Origin of the sequence: Mesobacillus zeae (genome assembly GCF_003570705.1) — a bacterium.
GTDB lineage: Bacteria > Bacillota > Bacilli > Bacillales > Cytobacillaceae > Mesobacillus_C > Mesobacillus_C zeae.
Genome location: NZ_QWVT01000046.1, coordinates 1 through 22,071, shown reverse-complemented (window position 1 = coordinate 22,071; position 22,071 = coordinate 1). Strand labels below are relative to the sequence as shown.

11 protein-coding genes and 2 riboswitches are annotated in these 22,071 nt (G+C 45.9%); all 11 genes read left to right on the top strand.

All coding sequences use genetic code 11. The features are described from left to right. Position 1: 1 nt before the first annotated feature. The 11 genes from essB to ptsG all read left to right on the top strand — a co-directional run bounded on the left by essB (position 2) and on the right by ptsG (position 21,773). The gene (essB, locus tag D1970_RS20655) at positions 2–1,354 is read left to right on the top strand and encodes a type VII secretion protein EssB (protein WP_119114742.1); all 1,353 of its coding nucleotides are present in this window, start codon (positions 2–4) and stop codon (positions 1,352–1,354) included. A 15-nt stretch (positions 1,355–1,369) separates the two neighbouring features. Next, positions 1,370–5,836, top strand: coding sequence for a type VII secretion protein EssC (essC, locus tag D1970_RS20650; protein WP_119114741.1), 4,467 nt, complete (start codon positions 1,370–1,372; stop codon positions 5,834–5,836). Beyond that, positions 5,833–8,811 carry a type VII secretion protein EsaA gene (gene esaA / locus D1970_RS20645; protein ID WP_119114740.1) on the top strand — a complete coding sequence of 993 codons (2,979 nt, stop codon included), beginning with the start codon at positions 5,833–5,835 and terminating at the stop codon, positions 8,809–8,811. The genes essC and esaA overlap by 4 nt, the downstream gene beginning before the upstream one ends. Beyond that, on the top strand, positions 8,801–9,478 hold the full coding sequence (gene essA, locus D1970_RS20640) for a type VII secretion protein EssA (RefSeq protein ID WP_119114739.1): 678 nt from the start codon (positions 8,801–8,803) through the stop codon (positions 9,476–9,478). Before esaA ends, essA begins: the two co-directional genes overlap by 11 nt. A gap of 1,103 nt (positions 9,479–10,581) precedes the next feature. Beyond that, a complete protein-coding gene (locus D1970_RS20635) occupies positions 10,582–11,478 on the top strand; it encodes an AAA family ATPase (RefSeq protein ID WP_119114753.1) in 897 nt (298 codons plus the stop codon). Further along, positions 11,478–12,695 (top strand): DUF58 domain-containing protein, encoded by a 1,218-nt coding sequence (locus tag D1970_RS20630; RefSeq protein WP_119114738.1) that lies wholly within the window; start codon positions 11,478–11,480, stop codon positions 12,693–12,695. The genes D1970_RS20635 and D1970_RS20630 overlap by 1 nt, the downstream gene beginning before the upstream one ends. Next, positions 12,692–14,902, top strand: a complete 2,211-nt coding sequence (locus tag D1970_RS20625; protein WP_119114737.1) for a transglutaminase TgpA family protein — start codon at positions 12,692–12,694, stop codon at positions 14,900–14,902. Before D1970_RS20630 ends, D1970_RS20625 begins: the two co-directional genes overlap by 4 nt. Before the next feature lie 34 nt (positions 14,903–14,936). After that, positions 14,937–15,038: riboswitch (purine riboswitch) on the top strand. Between the two features lie 94 nt (positions 15,039–15,132). Then, a complete protein-coding gene (guaA, locus tag D1970_RS20620; protein WP_119114736.1) occupies positions 15,133–16,680 on the top strand; it encodes a glutamine-hydrolyzing GMP synthase in 1,548 nt (515 codons plus the stop codon). A gap of 132 nt (positions 16,681–16,812) precedes the next feature. Further along, positions 16,813–16,914, top strand: a riboswitch (purine riboswitch). A gap of 163 nt (positions 16,915–17,077) precedes the next feature. Next, positions 17,078–18,409, top strand: a complete 1,332-nt coding sequence (locus D1970_RS20615) for an NCS2 family permease (RefSeq protein ID WP_119114735.1) — start codon at positions 17,078–17,080, stop codon at positions 18,407–18,409. A 211-nt stretch (positions 18,410–18,620) separates the two neighbouring features. Then, positions 18,621–19,463: a glucose PTS transporter transcription antiterminator GlcT gene (gene glcT / locus D1970_RS20610; protein WP_119114734.1), complete on the top strand. Its 843-nt coding sequence runs from the start codon at positions 18,621–18,623 to the stop codon at positions 19,461–19,463. 258 nt (positions 19,464–19,721) lie between these two features. Next, on the top strand, positions 19,722–21,773 hold the full coding sequence (gene ptsG / locus D1970_RS20605; RefSeq protein ID WP_119114733.1) for a glucose-specific PTS transporter subunit IIBC: 2,052 nt from the start codon (positions 19,722–19,724) through the stop codon (positions 21,771–21,773). Positions 21,774–22,071: the final 298 nt, after the last annotated feature.

The window sequence follows — 22,071 nt, the reverse complement described above, 5'->3', positions numbered from 1 at the left end:
CATGTCTGAACAGAAGCAAACCTACCTCGAGCAGCAGCTTGAAGCCATTATGAAGAAAGAAGGCAACAACTATACGCTCACCTTCCAAAAGGGAAAAATTAAGCTGGATGATGCTGCAGAAATGGAAATGCTGAAGGAAATCGATCCTTCGATTCAAAAAAACATCACTTTGTCAGAGGATGAAGTGAACCTCAATATTCAACCGCCGCCCAACTACATTACATATAACCAACTGAAAAAAAAGGATGACCTTAGCAAGTGGATATTCGCTTCCCAGCTTGTCAAAAAAGTGAGGGACCATTCGCTTACACGGCTGCACCTTTTTGTCAGCCCCGAAAACATCTTCATTGATCAGAGTATGACGCCATATTTTCTCCATTATGGCGTTAAAGAAAGCCTGCCTCCATATGAGAATGACAGGGAAAGAGTTTGGAACGAGACAAAAGCAGTGGTTGCCTCAGCTGTTGATGGAAAGTTCGAATTCGGCCAGTATCTGAGTTTCCACAGTACGCTTGAACTGTCTCCGCTCGCGAAAAGCATCATGGGAGCGGAAAGCGAAAGCAGTCTGCTTGAATTAATCAGGGAAAACACAAAGCTTATTGAGGAGAAAGAAAAAACGCTTGTTCACATTCCACGCAAGAAGTGGAAGCTGACTCGCTATATGACCATCGGACTGTTTACATTGTTCGTACCTGCCTTTATTTATGCTTTATATACCCTTATCTTTGCGGAGCCCAAACATGCTGCTTTTATCAACAGCCAGGAACACTTCCTTGAGAGCGAGTACAGTGATGTTGTCAGTATCCTTGAGAGGTACGATATTGAAGATATGCCCAAAGTCGTACAATACGAGCTTGCGCTTTCCTATATCATCAATGAATCATTGACTGAAGAACAAAAGGAATATATTCGTAACACCATCAGCCTTCAGTCTGATCCAATGTACTATCAATATTGGATTCTCGTAGGGCGCGGCAATGCGAAGGAAGCCATGGATATTGCAAGGTCCCTTGAAGACAGGTTCCTGATTGCCTATGGGCTTGTGCAATACAGTGAAGAAATCAAAGCTAATGAAAAAATGAGCGGGGAAGAAAAACAGCAGGAACTCGAGAAAATCGAGAGTGAAATTGATGAGTATAAAGAAGAATTGAAACAAAAAGAGGAAGAAGAAGCTGAGCTAGAGAAAGAACAGACCCCTAAGCAGTCGGAAGAAAAACCAGCTGCAGAAGACAAAGCGGGCGCCACCGACGAAGCTGAACCTACAAAAGCGGACAATCCTGATCCAGCTGCTGCTGACGCGGCACCTAAGAAGGAAGATGGAGCAAAAACAGAAGCTCCACCTGCCCAAAACTAACGAGGGAGTGAGACAATGGGCATTCTGTGGCTATTTCATGACTACTATTATCAAAAGCTTCCCTTGGAGGAAAAGATAGCTCGCCCGATCACGATTGGGCCCGACTTCTCCGACACACTTACGGTGCAGTCGTTTCCCTTTACAGACGGCGCGCTTGAGATCATCAGACAAGACAGCGGGCTTTCCATCCGGCAAGGCAGCCGTGAGCTTGGAAGACTTAACGGGAATGAACCCTTTAGGCTGAATGAGGGAAGCCAATCCCTGTCACTTTTTTACACAGCCGATGCGTTGACTCGGGAGGCCTATTATATTGGCTCCCAAAAAGAAATCACGCTTAGCGAAAAAGAACGGCATGGCCATATTATAAAAACTTCACAGTCGGGAGAAGGATCGTTTGCTCTTTTAAAAACCGCAGGCGGCTGGACGGTAAGCCCGGAAGATTGCCGGGTTTACCGTAATGGGATAAAGCTTTCTGGTCAGGCTGAACTGAAAGTGGGCGACATTTTGCTCTGGCCGTTTATGGAATTGCGTCTGATTGATGATGACTTGATTGAAATCACCGGAATTGAAGATTTCGAAACAAGCCTCCCACATGCAAAACAGCCGAAATCCGAAATGAGCAAAATTTATCCGTTATACCGTCGGACTCCGCGGATGGTTTATGAACTTCCAGAAGACAAGGTTTCCCTTTCATTCCCTTCTCAGGAAGGAGACGACCATAACAGAGGATTATGGATGATTATCCTCCCTCCTCTTATGATGCTGATTGTCATGGGGATCGTAGCCCTTATCAGTCCGCGTGGGATTTTCATCATTGTCTCCATGGTAATGTTCATAACAACGCTAGTTACATCGACCGTTCAATACTTCAAAGACAAAAGCTTGCAGAAAAAGCGGAAGGAACGCCGTCGCGTTGTTTACACCCGCTACCTTGAAACAAAACGGCAGGAGCTTCAGGACCTGGCTGAAAAGCAGCGCCATTTCCTGACCTTCCATTTTCCTTCTTTTGAGCGGATGAAGTATTTAACGGCTGAAATTTCTGACCGGCTCTGGGAACGGACACCGGAAAGCGTCGATTTTCTCGAATTCCGTCTTGGGAAAGGGAAAGTGCCGTCAAGCTACCATATATCGCTAAGTTCATCGGATATGTCCAACCGGGAAATAGACGATTTGCTTGAGCAGTCGCAGCAGATGGAAAGAGTATACCGGGAAATTGATAATGTCCCAGTTATTGCTAATCTTTCAAAAGGCGCGGTAGGACTTGTCGGCAAGCCGTCTGTCGTCAAAAAAGAAATTCACCAGATTATTGGGCAGCTAAGCTTTTTCCATAGCTACCATGACGTAAGGTTCGTATTCATTTTTGATGAGAAAGAGTATCCGGAATGGGAGTGGATGAAATGGCTTCCGCATTTCCAGCTTCCCCACGCACATGCAAAAGGCTTTATCTACAATGACCAGACGCGAGACCAGCTGTTATCGTCGATATACGAGATTATCAGGGACCGTGACATGGAAGAAGATAAAGAGAAGAAGCGCTTTATGCCACACCTTGTTTTTATTGTATCGAACCAGCAGCTGATCGCCGACCATGTCATTCTCGAGTATCTTGAAGGAAATCATTCAGGGCTTGGTATCTCGGTCATCTTTGCGGCGGAAGCGAAGGAAAGTTTGTCGGATAATATCAATACACTTGTCCGCTATATCAATGACAATGATGGCGATATCCTCATCCAGGGTAAAAAAGCTGTCCAAAAACCTTTCAAGCTTGATGAACATTTAAGGGAAGGAAACGAAAATTTTGCCCGGATGCTGCGCACGCTTGACCATCAAGTAGGGATGACGAACTCGATTCCGACAAGCGTTTCATTCTTGGAGATGTTCAATACGATGGAAGTTTCGGAACTGCCGATTATGGAGAATTGGCAGACAAGGGAATCTTCCAAATCGCTTGCCGTGCCGATCGGCCTGAAAGGGAAGAATGACCTCGTTGAGCTCAACCTTCACGAGAAAGCGCATGGCCCGCACGGTCTTCTCGCTGGGACAACCGGTTCAGGAAAGAGTGAATTCTTGCAGACATATATTTTGTCACTTGCGGTTCACTTCCACCCACATGAAGTCGCGTTCCTCCTGATTGACTACAAAGGCGGGGGGATGGCACAGCCATTCAAGGAAATGCCGCATTTGCTTGGAACGATCACGAACATTGAGGGCAGTAAGAACTTCTCAGAGAGGGCGCTTGCTTCCATCAAGAGTGAGCTGAAAAGGCGACAACGGCTGTTTGACCGATATGTGGTCAACCATATCAATGACTATACGGATTTATACAAGCAAGGCAAGGCGGAAGAGCCGCTGCCGCATTTGTTTTTAATATCGGACGAATTTGCCGAACTGAAGAGCGAAGAACCTGAATTCATCAGGGAACTCGTCAGTGCGGCCCGCATCGGGAGGAGCCTTGGGGTCCACCTCATCCTGGCGACGCAGAAACCGGGCGGCGTGATCGACAACCAGATCTGGAGTAATGCCCGCTTCAAGGTAGCTCTGAAGGTGCAGGACGCGGAGGACAGCCGGGAAATCCTGAAGAATTCTGATGCGTCTAACATTACGGTAACCGGAAGGGGTTACCTGCAGGTTGGGAACAACGAAGTATACGAGCTGTTCCAGTCGGCATGGAGTGGTGCGCCATACCTCGAGGAAACGTTTGAAGCGGAAGATGAAGTGGCGATTGTCACCGATCTCGGTCTTATACCTTTGTCGGGTGTTGCTTCAAGAGAGCACAAGAAGAAAGAGAAAGTGACACATATCGAGGCGGTTGTTGATGAAATCGAAGCAGTCCAGGCGAAAATGGGGATAGTCAAGCTCCGCAGTCCTTGGCTGCCGCCGCTCTCGGAGAGGATCTTCCGGTCGGCTTTTGCCAATGAGAACAAAGACGAAATTTTATTGGGCATGATCGATGAGCCTGAAAAGCAAAGTCAGTCTCCATTCTCCTATTCTGTGATGGAAGATGGCAACCTTGGTATATTTGGGTCTTCCGGCTATGGAAAATCGTTCACAGCATTGACGCTGCTTCTGGGCATTGCCGAAAAATACAGCCCGGAAGAAGCACAATACTATATCATGGACTTTGGAAATGGCTCGCTGCTCCCATTAAGGCAGCTTCCGCATACAGCTGATTACTTCCTGATGGACGAAGAGCGAAAAATTGAGAAGTTCATGAGGGTGCTGAAGGACGAAATCGCCAGGAGAAAGCAGATGTTCCAACGGGAAGAAGTGAGCGGCATCAAGATGTTCAATACGCTCAGCGATGAAAAACTTCCGCTTATCTTCATTACGATAGATAATTTTGACCTTGTAAAAGAGGAAATGATGGACCTTGAGAGTCAGATCAACCAGCTGGCAAGGGACGGGCAATCGCTTGGCATCTACATGATTTTTACGGCAACGAGAGCGAATGCAATCCGTCAGTCGCTGATGAACAATCTGAAAACAAAAATCGTTCATTATTTGCTCGACCAGACGGAGTCCTACTCCATCCTAGGGACAAAAGCTCCTTTTGTTCTTGAAGCAATGCCGGGAAGGGCGATTGTGAAGAAGGAACAGGCTTACTTCAGTCAGGTATTCCTCCCTGCTGAAGGGAAGGACGACTACGAGCTAATGGAAGGGATCAAGTATGAAGTCGAACTGTTGAAGAAGAAATACGATGGCTTCCAGGAACCTGCTCCTGTGCCAATGCTTCCGGCAGAGCTCAATACAGTAAGCTTTGCTCGATATACAGACGGGATTGCCGAAACGGGAGTCATCCCGATTGGCCTGGACGAGGAAATGGTTCAGCCGGTCTGCGTCGATTTTGTCAAAACAAAGCATTTGATGGTGCTTGGACAAGCGCAAAAAGGCAAAACGAATTTGTTGAAGGTTGTGCTTGATACAGCAATGGATCAGGGAACTGACACGATCGCAGTATTTGATGCGATTGACAGAGGGTTGTCTTCCTACGCTTCCGAACCGCGGATTTCATATGTGGAGACGAAGGAGCAAATTTCTTCATGGCTCGATACAGTAGAGCAGCAGCTTGCTGAGAGGGAAAAGCTTTATCTTGAAAGCTTGCAGCACGGGGGCAGCCTTGCGGGCATGATGCCAATCCTGCTTGTCATTGACGGCTATACAAGATTCCTCCAGCAGCTTGACAGCATGATGCAGGAGCGTGTAGCGAACCTGATGAGGAACTCGAGTCATCTTGGCTTTAATATAGTCGTGTCAGGTAACCATAACGAGCTGTCGAAAGGGTATGACTCACTGACTTCCGAACTCAAGCAAATCCGCCAGGCGGCAATTTTGATGAAGAAGTCGGAGCAGACAATGTTCACGCTTGCTTACAGCCGAAAAGAAGACGATATCCATCCAGGCTTCGGCTATTATGTCCTGAACGGTAAAGAAACGAAAATACAAATACCGCTGTCGGCGACGGAAAGGAAGGTTCATTCATGACGGCAAAAACTGCCTATCTATTAAAATTGATAACAGCCGTTATTCTTATCATTGTTACACCTGCTGCCTTTTTCCGAACGGTGGGACACAATCCGATGCAAGTGAAAGAAAATTCCACTAGAACGATTGCAGTGGTCAATGAAGACATCGGGACGAATGAAGAAAAGGAGGCCCTCCAGTTTGGACGGGAGGTTGTCCCTTTGCTTCAAAATGATTCGGATTACAAATGGACCGTTTTGGGCAGGAGTGCTGCTGAAAACGGTTTGAAAAACCTGAAATATGACGCAGTCGTTTATATTCCATCTGACTTTTCCCGAAAGATCATGTCATATGATGAACAGCAGCCAAAAAAGCCTGATTTCGGCTATAAGGTGCAGAACCAGCTCACATCCATTAACAAGGAAAGAGCGATAAGGGAAGTTGAGCGGGCTACAAACAGGGTAAACAAAAAGATGGCTTCCTTGTACTGGAGCTATGTAGCCATGGATATGGAAAATGTCCGTGGAGAATTTGATGAAATACTGGAAAAAGAAGTTTCTTTTCAAAATACGATGGTCGCTTTCTACAAGCCTAGTTCAAAAAATCTGGCGGCCGAGCTGGAACAACAGAAAAAAATGCTGGAAGGCATTCGCACAGACATCAGCCAGACAGGAGCGGATGCTCCCGACAGGCAAAGCAACGTCCAGCAATTCGAGCAAAATCTATCCTCGTTTATCGAGTACGTAGATGCCTATCGCATTTACCAGGACAAGCAGCAGGAAATCCTCGGAAAAATCCAGGATGAAAGCATTGCTGCTGTCCAAAAGACAACTGAAAACCAGGTTCCAAGGCATGAAGGCACCAAGAGCATGTTTGCGGAAAAGACGGATACGGTTGCATTGGGGATGCAAAAGGTTAATGATAATCTGGAAGACAACAAGAATACATTCAGTGCGCTTGAAACGATGAGACAAAGCCAAGTTGATCGACAGGCTAAAGATATGGCGCCTGTACAATCAACTTATCTGGATGAATATAAAAGGCTTGAGGATACAACTACGCTCAACCTCTTGGAGGACAACATGGGCAAACTGAGGCCTGAGCTTGAACAAGGAGGTTCAACTGAACCGGACCCAGACAATCCAGGGGAACCTGGAGAAGACCCTGGCCAGCCTGGGGAGGATGACTCTCCGCTCACTAGGCCGGAAGTCGAGGATCCTGCCAAACTAGCTTTGCCTAATACTCCTAGCCTAGAGGATGCAAAGAACAGAACGGCAGCAATCAAAGGTGACTCTACGGAACTAAAGAATTCTTTGACTGCATTATTAGAAACATTAACACCTCCCGAAAAGAAAAGGGCGGAGGAGTTATTCGGAAATTTGGAGACCAACTCAACCGAGCTGGAAACCCAGCTGACTGATAGGCAAAATGAAGCGAATGCACTGGGCGGGTTTGCAAAAGCCTTGTTTGAGGATTACGGGGAACTGTATATCTATAACAAATCATTAGAAGAATTATATACAGATCTTTTAAATGAAAATGGGAATCTAAAAGGAGCCAAAGCGGATCTGGAAGAAAAGAACGGCAAGCTGATTGGGCAGATTAATCTATTTTCAGCAAATGTTGATGACCTGATTGCGGGAATATTGGAGAAGGAAGCAAATATCCTCGCTTCACCTGCTCTGTCAGGAGATCGGAAAGAAAGGCTTCAGAAGCTTACCGAACAAAAGATTAACAGCAGGGACCTTGACCATATTATCAAGTATTATTCCTATCTGACGCAGTACGAAGCGACTCTAGAGGGTATGCTTGATGGAAACAATCCTAATAAGGACGCTGTACTGAAAAATGAGGATTTGCTGAATAGCATCAATAAGGTGCTTGCCATAAACGAAGGTGAGAAGAGTATTTGGGATAAGTTCGGAAAAGATCTTCCTTCTACACAGGATGGACTTAGCATGCTGCAGGATCAATTTACGTTGTTCCTGGCTGACTACACTAAAACCATCGACGAACAGCAGGACGGCATAATGAATGATTTGTCTTCGATCCAGGAGAGTGCCAGCAAGGTGATGCAGCAAATCCAGAATCCTGCAGACATGCTTTCTGCTCCAGCTCCTGAGCCTAATCAGGGTGCGGATGATTCGACAATTGTTTCCCACCAGAAATCGATTGGCCAGGAAATGCAAAGGATCAATGACTGGATGAGTTCTCTTGCAGGAAATCAGGAGACAGTTGTTACTTATACAGGAACTTTGCAAGGAAAGGTTCAAAGCGTTCAAAATGATGCAGATGCCCTGAATAGCAAGTGGGCAACCAATGTGGCCACAACAAAGCAAATCAGGGATGATGTTTTCAGTGTTATGGGCAATACCTTTGTTGACGGTCAAAACAATGGCTATGTATACGACCATCTTTCCAATCCGTTGAATGTTGACGGAGTGGCTGGGGTGAAGGATGAAGTGAAAAAGATTCCTCCTGTTGTTATTCTTGTCATTGTACTGATCAGCAGCCTGCTGATCGGCTATTTCAGCCATTACTTCTCGAATGCGCCGCTGCTTGTTCAGGGAGCGATGTTTATCCTGCTGAACTTGATCGTCGGCTTGATTATCAGTCTGTTTGGATTGAACATCTATGACCTTGGAGAAGAAAGATCAATAGAGTGGTCCATTTTCACCATTCTCCTGCTTACTGCAGGTTCAGCCATTGTCCGTGTTGGATTTGCACTAGGGAACTTTGTGGGATGGATTGCAAGCGTGGCGCTCGTGCTGTTCTTTGTCAGCCCGCTTCTTGCGCTCACGGTTCCGAATATTGATTATAGCGACCCAATGTCCGAAGTATACATGTCCATTCAGTATGGGGCACAATCCATGTTTGGCGGGGCTGTCACAGTCCTTGTCATCATGCTTGCCGTGCTTGCAGCGATTCCATTCGCAGCAGCTGCTATCCGGAATGCCCGTGCTGAATCTGGAAGTGACCAGGTGAATGAAGCGTAATCTCGCAATAAAACTGATTCTCTTACTGATTTTCCTTTCGCTCGGCCCTGCTTTCTCAGCAAGGGCCGAGACGGGAATTGAAGATCTCACGCCGAATGAGTATAAACAAAGAGAGTTTAAGAAAAACACAGAGCTACTTCACGAGAAATCACTTACTGAGAAAAAAGTGCAGATGTCTGAACTGCAGCGCGGATTGAAATTGTCCGTGCCGAAAGATGATTCTTATAATGATGTCATCAGCACTCTTTTTGAAGGCAGCAAGAAAGAGAGTAATACGATTACCGCGAAAGCTGAACAACTTAAGCTTTTCTCCAGCGAAAACAAGGCGGCTCTTTCAGATAAAAAGAATAAGATACTGGAAGAGCAATTGAAGACTGTTTTTTCCATTAAGCCGAAAAAGGATTCATATAACGAAGTACTTACGAGTATCTTCACAAGCAATAATATGGAAAACAACACGATTACTGCCAAAGCAAAAGAACTTAAGCTATTCTCTGGAGACGCTTCTGGCTTTCAAAATGATGAAGAGGAGAATGCCGATTCGGGTTTAGCGAATAAAGGGGTTATCATCACGCTAGCCGTGCTGCTCCTGCTTTTCGTTATCGTGCTTTTCGCACTGCTGATCCCCAAAATGGTTCCCGGAGGCATCGAGGAACCGAAAAAATAGGAAAACAAGCTCCAGGCATTAATAAACTGTACCCTGTGAAGTAGGACTTGAAAAAAAGTCTACTTCACAGGGTCTTTTTATGTAGAAAAGTTTCTATTGGTGTTAAAAAAAGTTGAGAAATGCTGATCACAGCACCGATTGGTTGATATATTGGGGGGAGTGGTCGATATCGGGTTGAGTTTGATCGATATCTTGCTTCGTTTGGTTGATACCTTGCCGGAGTTGGTCGATATCTCGGGCGCAGGTCCGAGCCAAGGACTACTTTTAAGCTACTTTAGGACGTCTGGACCCTTAATAATGCGTGAGCCGCTGATATTGGAGAAAATCAGCTCATTTTCATGTAGTTGTACTTTATAAAAGATTAAACGTTCGTTTATTATGCGGTTAAGGTGATATTCCCTGCGAAAGCCTGTATACCGTCAAAAATTGATCGCGGTGGTAAAAAGCCATATATCGATCAATTTTTTCTACAAGTTGTATCGAACTCATCGTCAGTTTAATTCACATTTAGTGGTTCGCACTTGGACAAAGTGGTTTGTTATTTCTTAATAAGCTGCACTTCCATAAATGGTCTTCTTTTTCCTTCCTGCTTGAATAAATATTGACACAATTCGGGTCTGTTACGTTCAGTTTAACTGTCTCGGAAGTGTGGTATGGGTTTAAGTGGGGCGTTGTTCATGCATCGAGTTTTCTATTACATACATTTCGTGAGGTCACGCCTTAAATGATGTTTGGGAGGAATGGATCATTTAAATCGACTAGAACAATCAAGAAAAAAGCAGGGTGTCTGACCCCCAGTGCGTTAATACTTTACCGCACCGGGGGTCAGGCACCCTTTGTTGCGTTAATACTTTACCGCACCGGGGGTCAGGCACCCTTTGTTGCGTTAGCGCTCTACTTTACCGGGGGTCAGGCCCCTTTTTGTAGTCAAAATCATTGGAATTATTTTAATAATTCAACAGAAAGCTCTCTAAATATCGTATAATTAGATAGATTGGCAATTAATTCAATTATTCTTATTTTTTTATAGATGAAGGGGGAGCGGGGCGGTGCAGGAATTGAATCCGGCTGTGGAGAAAATCGTTTTGAATATCGAGAAGGTGATGACGGGGAAAAGGGATGTGGCTATGCTGAGCCTTGTGGCGCTGCTGTCTGGCGGGCATGTGCTGCTTGAAGATGTTCCTGGCGTAGGGAAGACGATGATGGTCAAAGCACTGGCGAAGTCGGTTGGCGCTGAGTTCAGGAGGATACAGTTTACACCGGATCTCCTGCCTTCCGATGTGACAGGCGTTTCGATTTTTAACCCGAAGCTTGCCGAATTTCAGTTCAGGCCGGGGCCAATTATGGGGCATATCATCCTTGCTGATGAGATTAACCGTACTTCTCCGAAGACACAGTCCGCCCTGCTGGAAGGCATGGAGGAGAACAGCGTCACGGTTGATGGTGTCACACGCACGCTGGAAAAACCATTCTTTGTCATGGCGACTCAAAACCCGATTGAGTACGAAGGAACGTATCCGCTGCCGGAAGCTCAGCTGGACCGGTTTCTCCTGAAAATGAAAATGGGCTATCCTGAACGAGCGGATGAAATGGAGGTGCTGACTCGCGCGCAGCATCATCCTCCGATAGAGGACCTCCAGCCCGTTGTCAGCCTTGAAGAGCTGCGCGGAATGCAAGAGAGGATGAAAGAAGTATATGTCGATGATTCGCTTAAAAGATATATTGTTGAACTTGCAACAAGGACACGGGCCCATCCTTCCGTATATCTCGGGGCCAGCCCCCGCGGCTCTATCAGCCTGATGAAAGCGGGACAGGCATTCGCCTATATGCATGGCAGAGATTATGTTCTCCCTGATGACATCCAGTACCTCGCACCGTTTGTATTCGAACACCGCATCATCCTGACATCCGAAGCCAAATTCAGCGGGACGGACGCAGGACAAGTCGTCTCTCAAGTCATGGCAAAGGTTCCGGTGCCAGTGCAGAGGCTTGCGAAGTAATGAGGCCATTACCTTTTCGCCGCATGAAAACAGTCTGGAAGCTTGCGGTCCTGCTTGTTCTTATGATGTTGGCTTTTTCATACGCCATGTTCCAGGGCGGCTTTGTCAGCTGGTTTCTATTTTACAGCTTCCTGCCTTTCGCCCTGTATGCACTCGCCCTCTTCGCCTACCCGCTAAAAGATTTTTCAGGAAACAGGGAGTTACAGCGACATCAATTCTACGCGGGTGAATCCATGGAAGCAGTCATTACATTAGATAGGCGATATGCTTTCCCGCTTTATTACCTAATTGCGGGAGAACAGTTTAACCATGCATCGGAAGCTCCGACAATTCATACACCCAAAAAGATGGTATTGCCTGCTTTTCGCAAAAAAATCCGGTTTAACTATATGGTTGAGGACCTTCCGCGTGGCGAGCACACTTTCGGTGGGATGCATGTGAAGACGGGCGATCCGCTCGGCTTGATCGAAACAGAGTGGTTTGTCCCGATTGAAGAAAAAATCATCGTCTATCCAGCACATGAAGAAATCGAGTACCGCCCGGGGAAAATTCGGCTAGACCATGGAATGGTAGCCTCCAGTGAAAGAATTCACCGGGATTCTTCCATGTCTGTTGGTGTCAGGGAATACCAGCCTGGTGACCGTTTCTCCTGGATCAATTGGAAAGCTACCGCAAAACGGAACGAGTTCATGACGAAAGAATTTGAACAAGGGCAGTCTCATGAGGTAATGGTCGTCATGGACTGTACACAGAATTCTTATTTTGAGACCGTTGTATCATTTACGTCATCGCTTCTTCAGGGGATTCATAAAAAAGGAGCTGGAGCCAGCCTGCTTACACTGGCACCGGACCGGGCCTTCTTTTCACTGAATGCGGGGGAACCCCGTCTTCCGGAAATCATGTACCACCTAGCAAAAATCCGGGATAGGAGCACGGTGTCATTTGGGCAAATTCTGGAGAGAGAGGCCTTTTTGCTTCGCAAGCACCAAGTTTTTGTGCTTGTGACCGCGAAAATCGATGAGGAACTCCTTGAGAAAGCGGGGCTTTTAGCTCTCCGCAATGGAGGTGTTACCATTTTCTTCATTAAAAATGAAAGAGAAACGCTCACTAAGGCTGAACAGGATGCAAGCTCCGCTGCGATTGCGCGGGGAATCAAAGTAGTTCCGGTTTATAAGGGCCGCTTCAAGGAGGCTTTCACGGAGGTGAAGAGATCATGAAGGCATCCCGAAAGATGGAGCTTCCTATCCTTTTCCTTTATCTTTTAAGCTTCATGCTGGTATGGGAGTGGATCAGGCCTTTGGAGGAATTGACAAAAACCGGGCATATCGGAGTGTTTTTGGCCTTTATCCTCCTGTCCTTAATATTCTACTATTTCTCCGTGCCGCTTCTCCTGGCGGTTTTGGTCAAGGCTGTGTACATTTATTTAGCTCTTGTATTTATTTCCCTTGATGGTCATGGGGGGCTGGCGAAAGACTTACAGCAGAACCTGTCCTTACTCTGGAATTCTCAGTGGTCTCAGCTGACTGACGGCTTTCGGACACTGCTCTTCTTTTTGTTGCTATGGCTCATCACTTTCTTGATACAATACTGGCTGTCAGGAACAAGGAGAATTTTTGCTTTTTTCCTCATGACGATTGTCTATATTACTGTGCTTGATACTTTTTCTTCCTATAATGGAGATGCTGCAATCGTCAGGACGGTCGCCGGCGGCTTCGCTGTTATGGGAGTCCTCACGTATTATCGCCTGGCAGGATATGAAGGTATGGAAAAGAAGCCGATTTCTGCCGGGAAGTGGCTAGTCCCGCTGGCGGTCATGATTGCCGGCAGCACGGCTTTTGGCTATGCGGCTCCAAAAGCAGATCCAATATGGCCGGACCCCGTCCCGTTCCTGAAATCCTATCAGGAGGGAAGCGGGAGGGATGAAAGCGTATTGAAAAAAGCTGGCTACGGAGAGGATGATTCAAAGCTGGGCGGGCCGTTTGCCGGTGATGACCGAACCGTATTCAGTTATGAAGCAGATGACAGCCATTACTGGAAGGTAGAAACAAAAGATGTGTATACAGGCAAAGGATGGGGGGTATCGAAAGGGGCAAGGGATGCGCTGAAATTTGATGACGGCGAAGAGACTCCTTTCCGTCCTTTTAACAATGATCGCACTTTTGAATGGAAAACGAGCACCGTCTATTCGAAATCCAGTTACACTCATGTCGTCTATCCTCTCGGAACAAGGCAGGTCATTACGAAGGAAGGATACTCTTTCAGTGCCGACCCTATTACAGAAAAAATTGGGACAGTGAATCGTTTTAAACCAGTATCCTCCCGGGTGTACAATGTACATTTTCAGGTACCTGAACTGTCTGTCAGTGATTTAAAATCCAGCGTTGATTATCGGAATGGCCCCCCGGATGTTTTTCAGGAGGATGACTACCTGACTCCAAAAATGATGAAGAGGTACACACAGCTCCCGCAAGATTTGCCCGAGAAGGTAGGAGAATTGGCATACCGAATTGTCAGGGGGAAGTTGACGTGGTATGAACAGGCAAAGGCCATTGAAGAGTATTTCCGTTCAAACGGCTTTCAATATGATAAGGAAAATGTCGCTGTCCCTGACATGGAGGATGATTATGCGGCCCAGTTTCTGTTCGAAACGAAGCGGGGATACTGCGACAATTTTTCTTCGTCGATGGCAGTGCTCCTTAGGTCCATCAATATTCCAGCTCGCTGGGTGAAGGGCTATTCGGACGGGGAGTACATGGAAGAGGTCCAGGATGGTAAGAAGCTTTATGAAGTAACGAACAATAACGCACATTCCTGGGTGGAGGTGTACTTTCCAGGTATTGGGTGGATTCCGTTTGAACCGACACCTGGTTTCTCAAATAATATACCGCTCAGCGAGACCGTTGAGAATGATCGGGAAGTGAGCGCATCATCACAGCAGAAGCCTGTACCAGTGTCTGCGCCGAAAAAGCAGGAGCTTCTCGACAAGCAGGAAGAAGGAAGAACCTCATCCTCTAATGAAAAAACTAGGGCTGAAGGAACAAAAGTCTTCCTGAAAGAGAATGGGAAAGCCATAACAGGTGTTCTGATTGGCATAACCGGTTTTGGGAGCGTGGTTTACTGGAAAAGGAGGAAGTGGCTGCCGAGGCTTCTTGTCCTGCTTTACAAGCCAAGAAAAAATGACACCCATTTCCCGCGGGCTTACATCAGTTTGCTGAAGCAGCTGGAGCGCTATGGACTGAAGCGGAGTAAAGACCAGACGCTAAGGGATTATGCCAGCTATGTTGACGCCTTTTTCGAGACAGGCGATATGGGGAGGCTGACCGGAAATTACGAGCATTACGTGTACCGGGGGTCCATGGATGAAGGAACATGGGAGCAAATGCGGAACAGCTGGGAAAAGTTGATGAAAAAAGCTGGTGCTTGACCAGAAATTTGTTATACTGGTACAATGATTTTAAATTGAATGACCGAATTTCCTTCGTATAAACTCGATAATATGGATCGAAAGTTTCTACCAAATCACCCTAAATGATTTGACTATGAAGGCAGACTTTTTCAGGGTTTTCAGACTAGAATTCTGCTTTTTCGAAATGATAAAGGAGAATTCTGGTTTTTTTATATGCTTTAGGAATTTTGAGGATGAGGTGACTTTTTTTGAAGAGTGAATTACTGGATCAGGAAATAATTGTCGTTTTGGACTTTGGCAGTCAGTACAACCAGCTGATTACGAGAAGGATCAGGGAACTTGGTGTGTACAGCGAACTCCATCCGCATACTATTACTGCAGAAGAAATAAAGAAAATGAATCCTAAGGGAATCATTTTCTCTGGTGGCCCTAACAGTGTCTACGGGGAAGACTCCTTCCGCTGCGATGAGAAAATATTTGACCTCGGGCTGCCGATTCTGGGGATCTGCTACGGAATGCAGCTGATGACTATGCATTTTGGCGGAAAAGTTGAGCGTGCGAAAAACAGGGAATACGGCAAAGCATTGTTAACCCTTCAAAATGAGAGCAAGCTTTTTGCGGATACGCCAGCTGAGCAAACTGTCTGGATGAGCCATGGAGACCTTGTGACTGGAGCTCCGGAAGGATTTACGGTTGATGGAACCAATCCTTCGTGCCCAATTGCAGCTATGAGTGACGAAAGCCGCGGGCTATATGCGGTCCAGTTCCACCCGGAAGTTCGCCATTCCGTATACGGCAATGACTTGCTGAAAAACTTTGTTCTTGGCGTGTGCCAGTGCAAAGGCGACTGGTCGATGGAAAACTTTATCGAAATTGAGCTTGAAAAAATCAGGAACGAAGTCGGCGACAAAAAAGTTCTCTGCGCATTGAGCGGTGGTGTGGATTCATCTGTTGTGGCCGTTCTCATCCATAAAGCAATCGGTGATCAGCTAACGTGTATCTTCGTTGACCACGGCCTTTTACGGAAAGACGAAGCAGAAGGCGTGATGAAAACATTCGCAGATGGCTTTAATATGAATGTGATTAAGGTGGACGCCCAGGAACGATTCCTCAGCAAGCTTGAGGGAGTGTCAGATCCGGAACAGAAAAGAAAAATCATCGGCAATGAGTTCATTTATGTATTTGATGACGAGGCTGTAAAGCTAAAAGGTATCGACTTCCTTGCACAGGGAACGCTCTATACTGATATTATCGAGAGCGGAACAGCCACTGCACAGACAATCAAATCACACCACAATGTCGGCGGATTGCCTGAAGACATGCAGTTTAAATTGATTGAACCACTCAACACTTTGTTTAAAGATGAAGTCCGTGCGCTTGGTTCAGAGCTTGGGATTCCTGATGACATCGTCTGGCGTCAGCCTTTCCCAGGGCCAGGACTTGGAATCCGTGTTCTTGGCGCTATCTCGGAAGAGAAGCTTGAGATTGTCCGTGAATCTGATGCCATCCTTAGGGAGGAAATCAAGAAAGCTGGACTAGACCGCGATATTTGGCAGTATTTTACCGTTCTGCCGGACATCCGCAGTGTTGGCGTAATGGGAGATGCCCGCACATATGATTATACAATCGGCATCCGTGCCGTTACTTCGATTGACGGTATGACTTCTGACTGGGCAAGAATTCCTTGGGATGTCCTTGAGATTATTTCTACAAGGATCGTCAATGAAGTCAGTCATGTAAACCGCATCGTTTACGACATTACGAGCAAGCCGCCTGCAACAATTGAATGGGAATAGAAAAACAGGCAGTACGGTCATCTAGACCTTAGCTAAATCATACGAAAAGCGAACGTTAAGAGGTAAGACCTCTATAATGTTCGCTTTTTTGATTGACTTGTGTAAAAAGTCCTGCTAAACTGAAGGTGAAATTAAGATATTATCACATATTGTCGTATAATGTTGGGGATATGGCCCAAAAGTTTCTACCAAGCTGCCGTAAAGAGCTTGACTACGCTGATTGTGAAAGAACGGGTTCGTATTGCATTTATTTTTTCTTTTACCCCCGTCTCCTTTTGCATGAATCGTACTCGCCCAGGCAAGCAGGGCGCTTTTCTTTTTTGAAAAGGCGTTTTTGGTTGAGATTCGGCCGGATATTACCGCAAGGACGATCAAATTGATATGGGGGAAAATAAAAATGAAGAAATTTTTCAGGTTCGAAGAGCTTGGGACGACTTACCGCCGCGAGTTCATTGGCGGCATGACAACATTTTTGGCAATGGCGTATATTCTCATTGTCAATCCAATCACACTGACGCTTGCGGATGTTAAGGATCTGCCGGACGCCTTACGGATGGATTATGGTGCTGTGTTTGCGGCGACTGCGCTTGCTGCTGCTCTTGGGTCCATTATTATGGGTCTGCTCGGAAGATATCCAATTGCGCTTGCGCCTGGTATGGGGCTGAACGCATTCTTCGCTTATACAGTTGTGCTGGGCAACGGAGCGCCATGGCAGCATGCACTTGGTGCGGTCTTTATTTCAAGTGTATTCTTCCTTCTTTTGACCATTTCAGGTTTGCGCGAAAAAATTATCAATGCCATTCCGGTTGAACTCAAACATGCTGTTGGTGCCGGGATAGGATTATTCATAACGTTTATTGGTTTGAAAAATGCGGGTATTATCGTCAGCAATGACGCAACCTTCGTTGGACTTGGACATCTGGGCAGCGGCAACACTCTTTTGGCGATCTTCGGGATTGTCATAACGGTGATCATGATGACCAGAGGCTGGAACGGTGCTGTTTTCCTGGGAATGGTACTGACAGTTGTCGTGGGTATGGTGTTCAATCTAATCGACGTGCCGGAGAAGGTTGTTGGGGCTGTTCCAAGCCTTGAACCAACTTTCGGTGCGGTATTCTCTTCATTTGGCGACAGTTCTTTCTATACATCAACCATGCTTGGCATCATCCTCACATTCCTGTTCGTTGACTTCTTTGATAATGCCGGGACACTTGTTGCTGTGGCAAACCAGGCGGGATTGATGAAAGACAATAAGCTCCCGAATGCCGGGAAAGCGTTGTTCGCAGATTCGATTGCTTCGATTGTCGGTTCGGTTCTAGGTACATCCACCACAACTTCATATATTGAGTCTTCCGCGGGTGTCGCTTCCGGGGCAAGAACAGGATTTGCATCATTGGTCACTGCGGGATTTTTCCTTCTGTCGCTGTTTTTCTTCCCGGTGCTTTCGGTTGTCACGGCGCCAGTAACTGCACCAGCACTCATTATCGTCGGTGTCCTAATGGTTTCATCCCTTGGCAAAATAGATTGGAGCCGATTTGAGATTGCGGTTCCAGCTTTCCTAACCATGATCACAATGCCTCTTTCCTACAGCATCGCCACAGGGATTGCCGCCGGATTCATTTTTTACCCGGTAACCATGCTTGTGAAGGGACGCAGAAAAGAAGTCCATCCGATCATGTACGTCTTTTTCATCATTTTCCTTTTATACTTTATCTTTCTGACAGAATAGCAGGGGGTGGGACAGGGCATTCAAGCCCTGTCCTTTTTTTATGGATATGGCGTGTGAATTTATATAATTCGGTCACTAACTAGCCAGTTCCTGGACCTTCAGTAGAGGGTAGGCGCTTATATCTTTCTGAGGGCCGCAGTTTGACTTCCTCTTATTGCTCTTATAAGATGATAGGGATATTCTCTTAAATGGATAAAAGCGGGGAATGAACATGGCGAATATGATCATCAATAAAGTGCTTAATAATAATGTCGTTATTGCTGACCACTCCGATTATGGGGAAGTCGTCCTAATTGGAAAAGGCATCGGTTTTAACCGAAACCGCCAAGACTATTTAGATGCATCCGCAGCGGAAAAGGTTTTTGTACTGAAAAATGAAAAAGAGCAGCAAAATTATATCAAACTCCTTCCGTATCTTGAGGAAGAATTGCAGCAAGTCATCATTCTCGCCATTGAACTGATCAAAACCAGGGCTGGTGTTCCTCTGAACGAGCATATCCACGTTGCTCTGACAGACCATTTAATGTTTGCGGTAAACCGCATCGCCAAAGGAATGGAAATCCGTAACCCTTTCCTAATCGAAACGAAAGTTCTCTATCCAAGAGAGTACAGTATTGCCAAAGAAGTAATCGAGCTTTTTGGTGAGCGGGCAGATGTCTTTCTGCCTGAAGGTGAGACAGGCTTTATTGCGCTTCATATACACAGCGCCCTCACGAACACGGAACTTTCCGAAATCAACCAGCATTCACAACTTATTACAGACCTGATAGATATGACTGAAGAACAGCTGAACATCAATATTGATAAGGATAGCATTGACTACATGCGGCTTGTCAGGCATCTGCGGTTCGCGATTGAAAGGGTTAAAAATGGCGAAAAAGTGGAAGAACCAGAAAAAATTGCAGCACTATTGAAAGAAGAATATCCGCTGTGCTATAATCTTTCTTGGAAACTCATTAAGGTAATGCAGCAGCAGCTGAAGCAGCCTGTCTTTGAAGCCGAGGCCGTCTACTTGACGATGCACTTACAGAGGCTTCAGAAAAAAATAAAATAACGGCATAATCTTTTATTACGTGTTACTGATACGATCAGGCATGAGTAATGAAGATAATCTTGATGGTGCTATTGGAGGATAAAATACCCTTTTGTGGGTATATTACTTCCGTAGCCTCATTCGGTTATTTTCTTGCTCATGCCTTTTTTATTGGGCTGTCCGCGCTCCAAAGAACATATCATAACCTGATTCATTCTTTGGCTGATGGTTTTTGCAAACGCTTAATGGGTTGAAAATATTTCAGGAGGTATGTCTATTATGTTCAAAAAAGCTTTTGGCGTGCTGCAGAAAGTCGGTAAAGCCTTGATGCTTCCGGTTGCTCTTTTGCCGGCAGCAGGTATCCTGCTCGCTCTCGGTGCAGCACTAAGGAACCCTGCTTTGCTGGATCTCGCACCATTCCTTGATAACGGTGGAGTTGACTTGGTTGCATCCGTAATGCAGAGGGCCGGAGATATTGTATTCGGCAATCTTCCGCTTCTCTTCGCGGTCGGCGTTGCGGTTGGTCTCGCTGGCGGGGAAGGTACCGCAGCTCTGGCAGCAATTATTGGATATTTAATTATGAACGTCACCATGGGTACAGTGCTTGGCATTGAACCGAAGGATGTCAACGGACTGAACTATGCAAGCATCCTTGGAGTTCCAACACTCCAAACCGGAGTATTCGGAGGAATCATTGTCGGTATAATTGCCGCCGCACTTTACAACAAATTTTATGAAATTGAACTTCCTTCCTATCTTGGGTTCTTTGCTGGAAAGCGGTTTGTCCCGATTGTTACAGCCGCTACTGCAGTTTTACTTGGATTAGTCATGATGATCATCTGGCCGCCAATCCAGAGTGGGCTCAATGCCTTCTCGCAAAATATGGTACATGCTAACCTGACTCTGTCAGCCTTTGTTTTCGGGGTCATTGAACGCGCACTTATTCCATTCGGCCTGCATCATATTTTCTACTCTCCATTCTGGTATGAGTTTGGGGAATACTTAACTAAAGCAGGAGAAGTGGTTCGCGGAGACCAGCGTATTTTCATGGCGCAAATCACCGATAATGTCCAAAACCTTACTGCAGGTACATTCATGACTGGGAAGTTTCCATTCATGATGTTTGGTCTTCCTGCAGCCGCTCTAGCTATTTACCATGAAGCCCGCCCTGAAAGAAAAGCTGTTGTTGGTGGCCTGATGGCATCTGCTGCATTGACATCGTTCCTAACAGGGATCACTGAACCAATCGAGTTTTCATTCTTGTTCGTGGCACCAGTCCTATTTGGTATCCACGCTATCTTTGCAGGTCTTTCATTTATGACGATGCATCTACTGAATGTCAAAATCGGCATGACCTTCTCTGGGGGATTAATTGACTATATTTTGTTCGGGTTAATTAACCCGCAGACAAATGCGTGGCTCGTAATTCCGGTCGGACTCGTGTTCGCTTTCATCTACTATTTCGGATTCCGCTTTGCTATCCGCAAGTTCAACCTGATGACACCGGGACGTGAAGCAGAAGAGGAGAACCAGGATCAAGTTGGTTCAGGAAAAGGGGGAGACCTTGCCTACAATATCCTTGAAGCGATGGGCGGCCAAAATAATATTGAACATCTCGACGCTTGTATAACCCGTCTACGTGTATCTGTAAAAGATATTAAAGAAGTTGACAAGAACCAACTCAAGCAGTTGGGTGCTGCCGGGGTGTTAGAAGTCGGCAATAACATTCAGGCTATCTTCGGGCCGCGTTCAGAAACAATCAAAGGCCAGATGAAAGATATTATGAGCGGAAAGAAACCTCGTCCTGCTACAGCTAAACCAGTTGCTGAAATAGATGAGGCAAGCCCGGATGCTCAGTGTACAAACCTAAGTGAAGAAACATTTGTTTCTCCGCTTAAAGGGGAAATCAAATCCATCACGGAAGTGCCGGACGCTGTATTCTCCGGAAAAATGATGGGCGACGGATTTGCTGTAGTTCCATCTGAAGGTACGATTGTGTCCCCAGTCGATGGGAAAATCGTCAACCTTTTCCCGACAAAGCATGCAATTGGAATCCTTTCTGATGCTGGCCGTGAAATCCTCATACATGTGGGAATCGATACGGTGAATTTAAAAGGCCAGGGTTTCGAAACACTTGTGGAAGAAAACGCGCGAGTGAAAAAAGGTCAGCCGCTCCTTAAAGCGGATCTGGATTATATAGAGAAAAACGCATCATCTACAATTACGCCAATTGTCTTTACGAACCTTGCTGAAGGTGAAACGATCTCGATTACAAAACAGGGATCTGTCGATGTGGCTGAAGAAAACATCATTAAAATAACAAAAGGTTAATAAAGATCTTTAAAGCAGGTTCCTCAATTGGGAGCCTGCTTTCTTCTATAGTAAAGAGACGAACATGACTGAAGGAGCAAAGAGAGCGAAACTGATAATTTATTTAAAAAACATATTGACGCCTATTTGGCAGGGTGTTATTATATATAAGCAGTCGCATTGAGATAACAACATTCTCACGCTGCTGCGAAATGTAAGTCGAGCTGTTGGAAACTACTTTTCTTAAAAAAGTGTTGACTCAGTTTTGCTAACATGGTATATTAGTAAAGTCGCTTCGGCGGCAAGCTAACTAAATTGC

Coding starts and splice junctions, on each gene's coding strand:
- D1970_RS20630 (WP_119114738.1), top strand. CDS start 11,478: ATGAGGCCATTACCTTTTCGCCGCATGAAAACAGTCTGGAAGCTTGCG.
- esaA (WP_119114740.1), top strand. CDS start 5,833: ATGACGGCAAAAACTGCCTATCTATTAAAATTGATAACAGCCGTTATT.
- essC (WP_119114741.1), top strand. CDS start 1,370: ATGGGCATTCTGTGGCTATTTCATGACTACTATTATCAAAAGCTTCCC.
- D1970_RS20625 (WP_119114737.1), top strand. CDS start 12,692: ATGAAGGCATCCCGAAAGATGGAGCTTCCTATCCTTTTCCTTTATCTT.
- glcT (WP_119114734.1), top strand. CDS start 18,621: ATGGCGAATATGATCATCAATAAAGTGCTTAATAATAATGTCGTTATT.
- ptsG (WP_119114733.1), top strand. CDS start 19,722: ATGTTCAAAAAAGCTTTTGGCGTGCTGCAGAAAGTCGGTAAAGCCTTG.
- essB (WP_119114742.1), top strand. CDS start 2: ATGTCTGAACAGAAGCAAACCTACCTCGAGCAGCAGCTTGAAGCCATT.
- D1970_RS20615 (WP_119114735.1), top strand. CDS start 17,078: ATGAAGAAATTTTTCAGGTTCGAAGAGCTTGGGACGACTTACCGCCGC.
- D1970_RS20635 (WP_119114753.1), top strand. CDS start 10,582: ATGACGGGGAAAAGGGATGTGGCTATGCTGAGCCTTGTGGCGCTGCTG.
- essA (WP_119114739.1), top strand. CDS start 8,801: ATGAAGCGTAATCTCGCAATAAAACTGATTCTCTTACTGATTTTCCTT.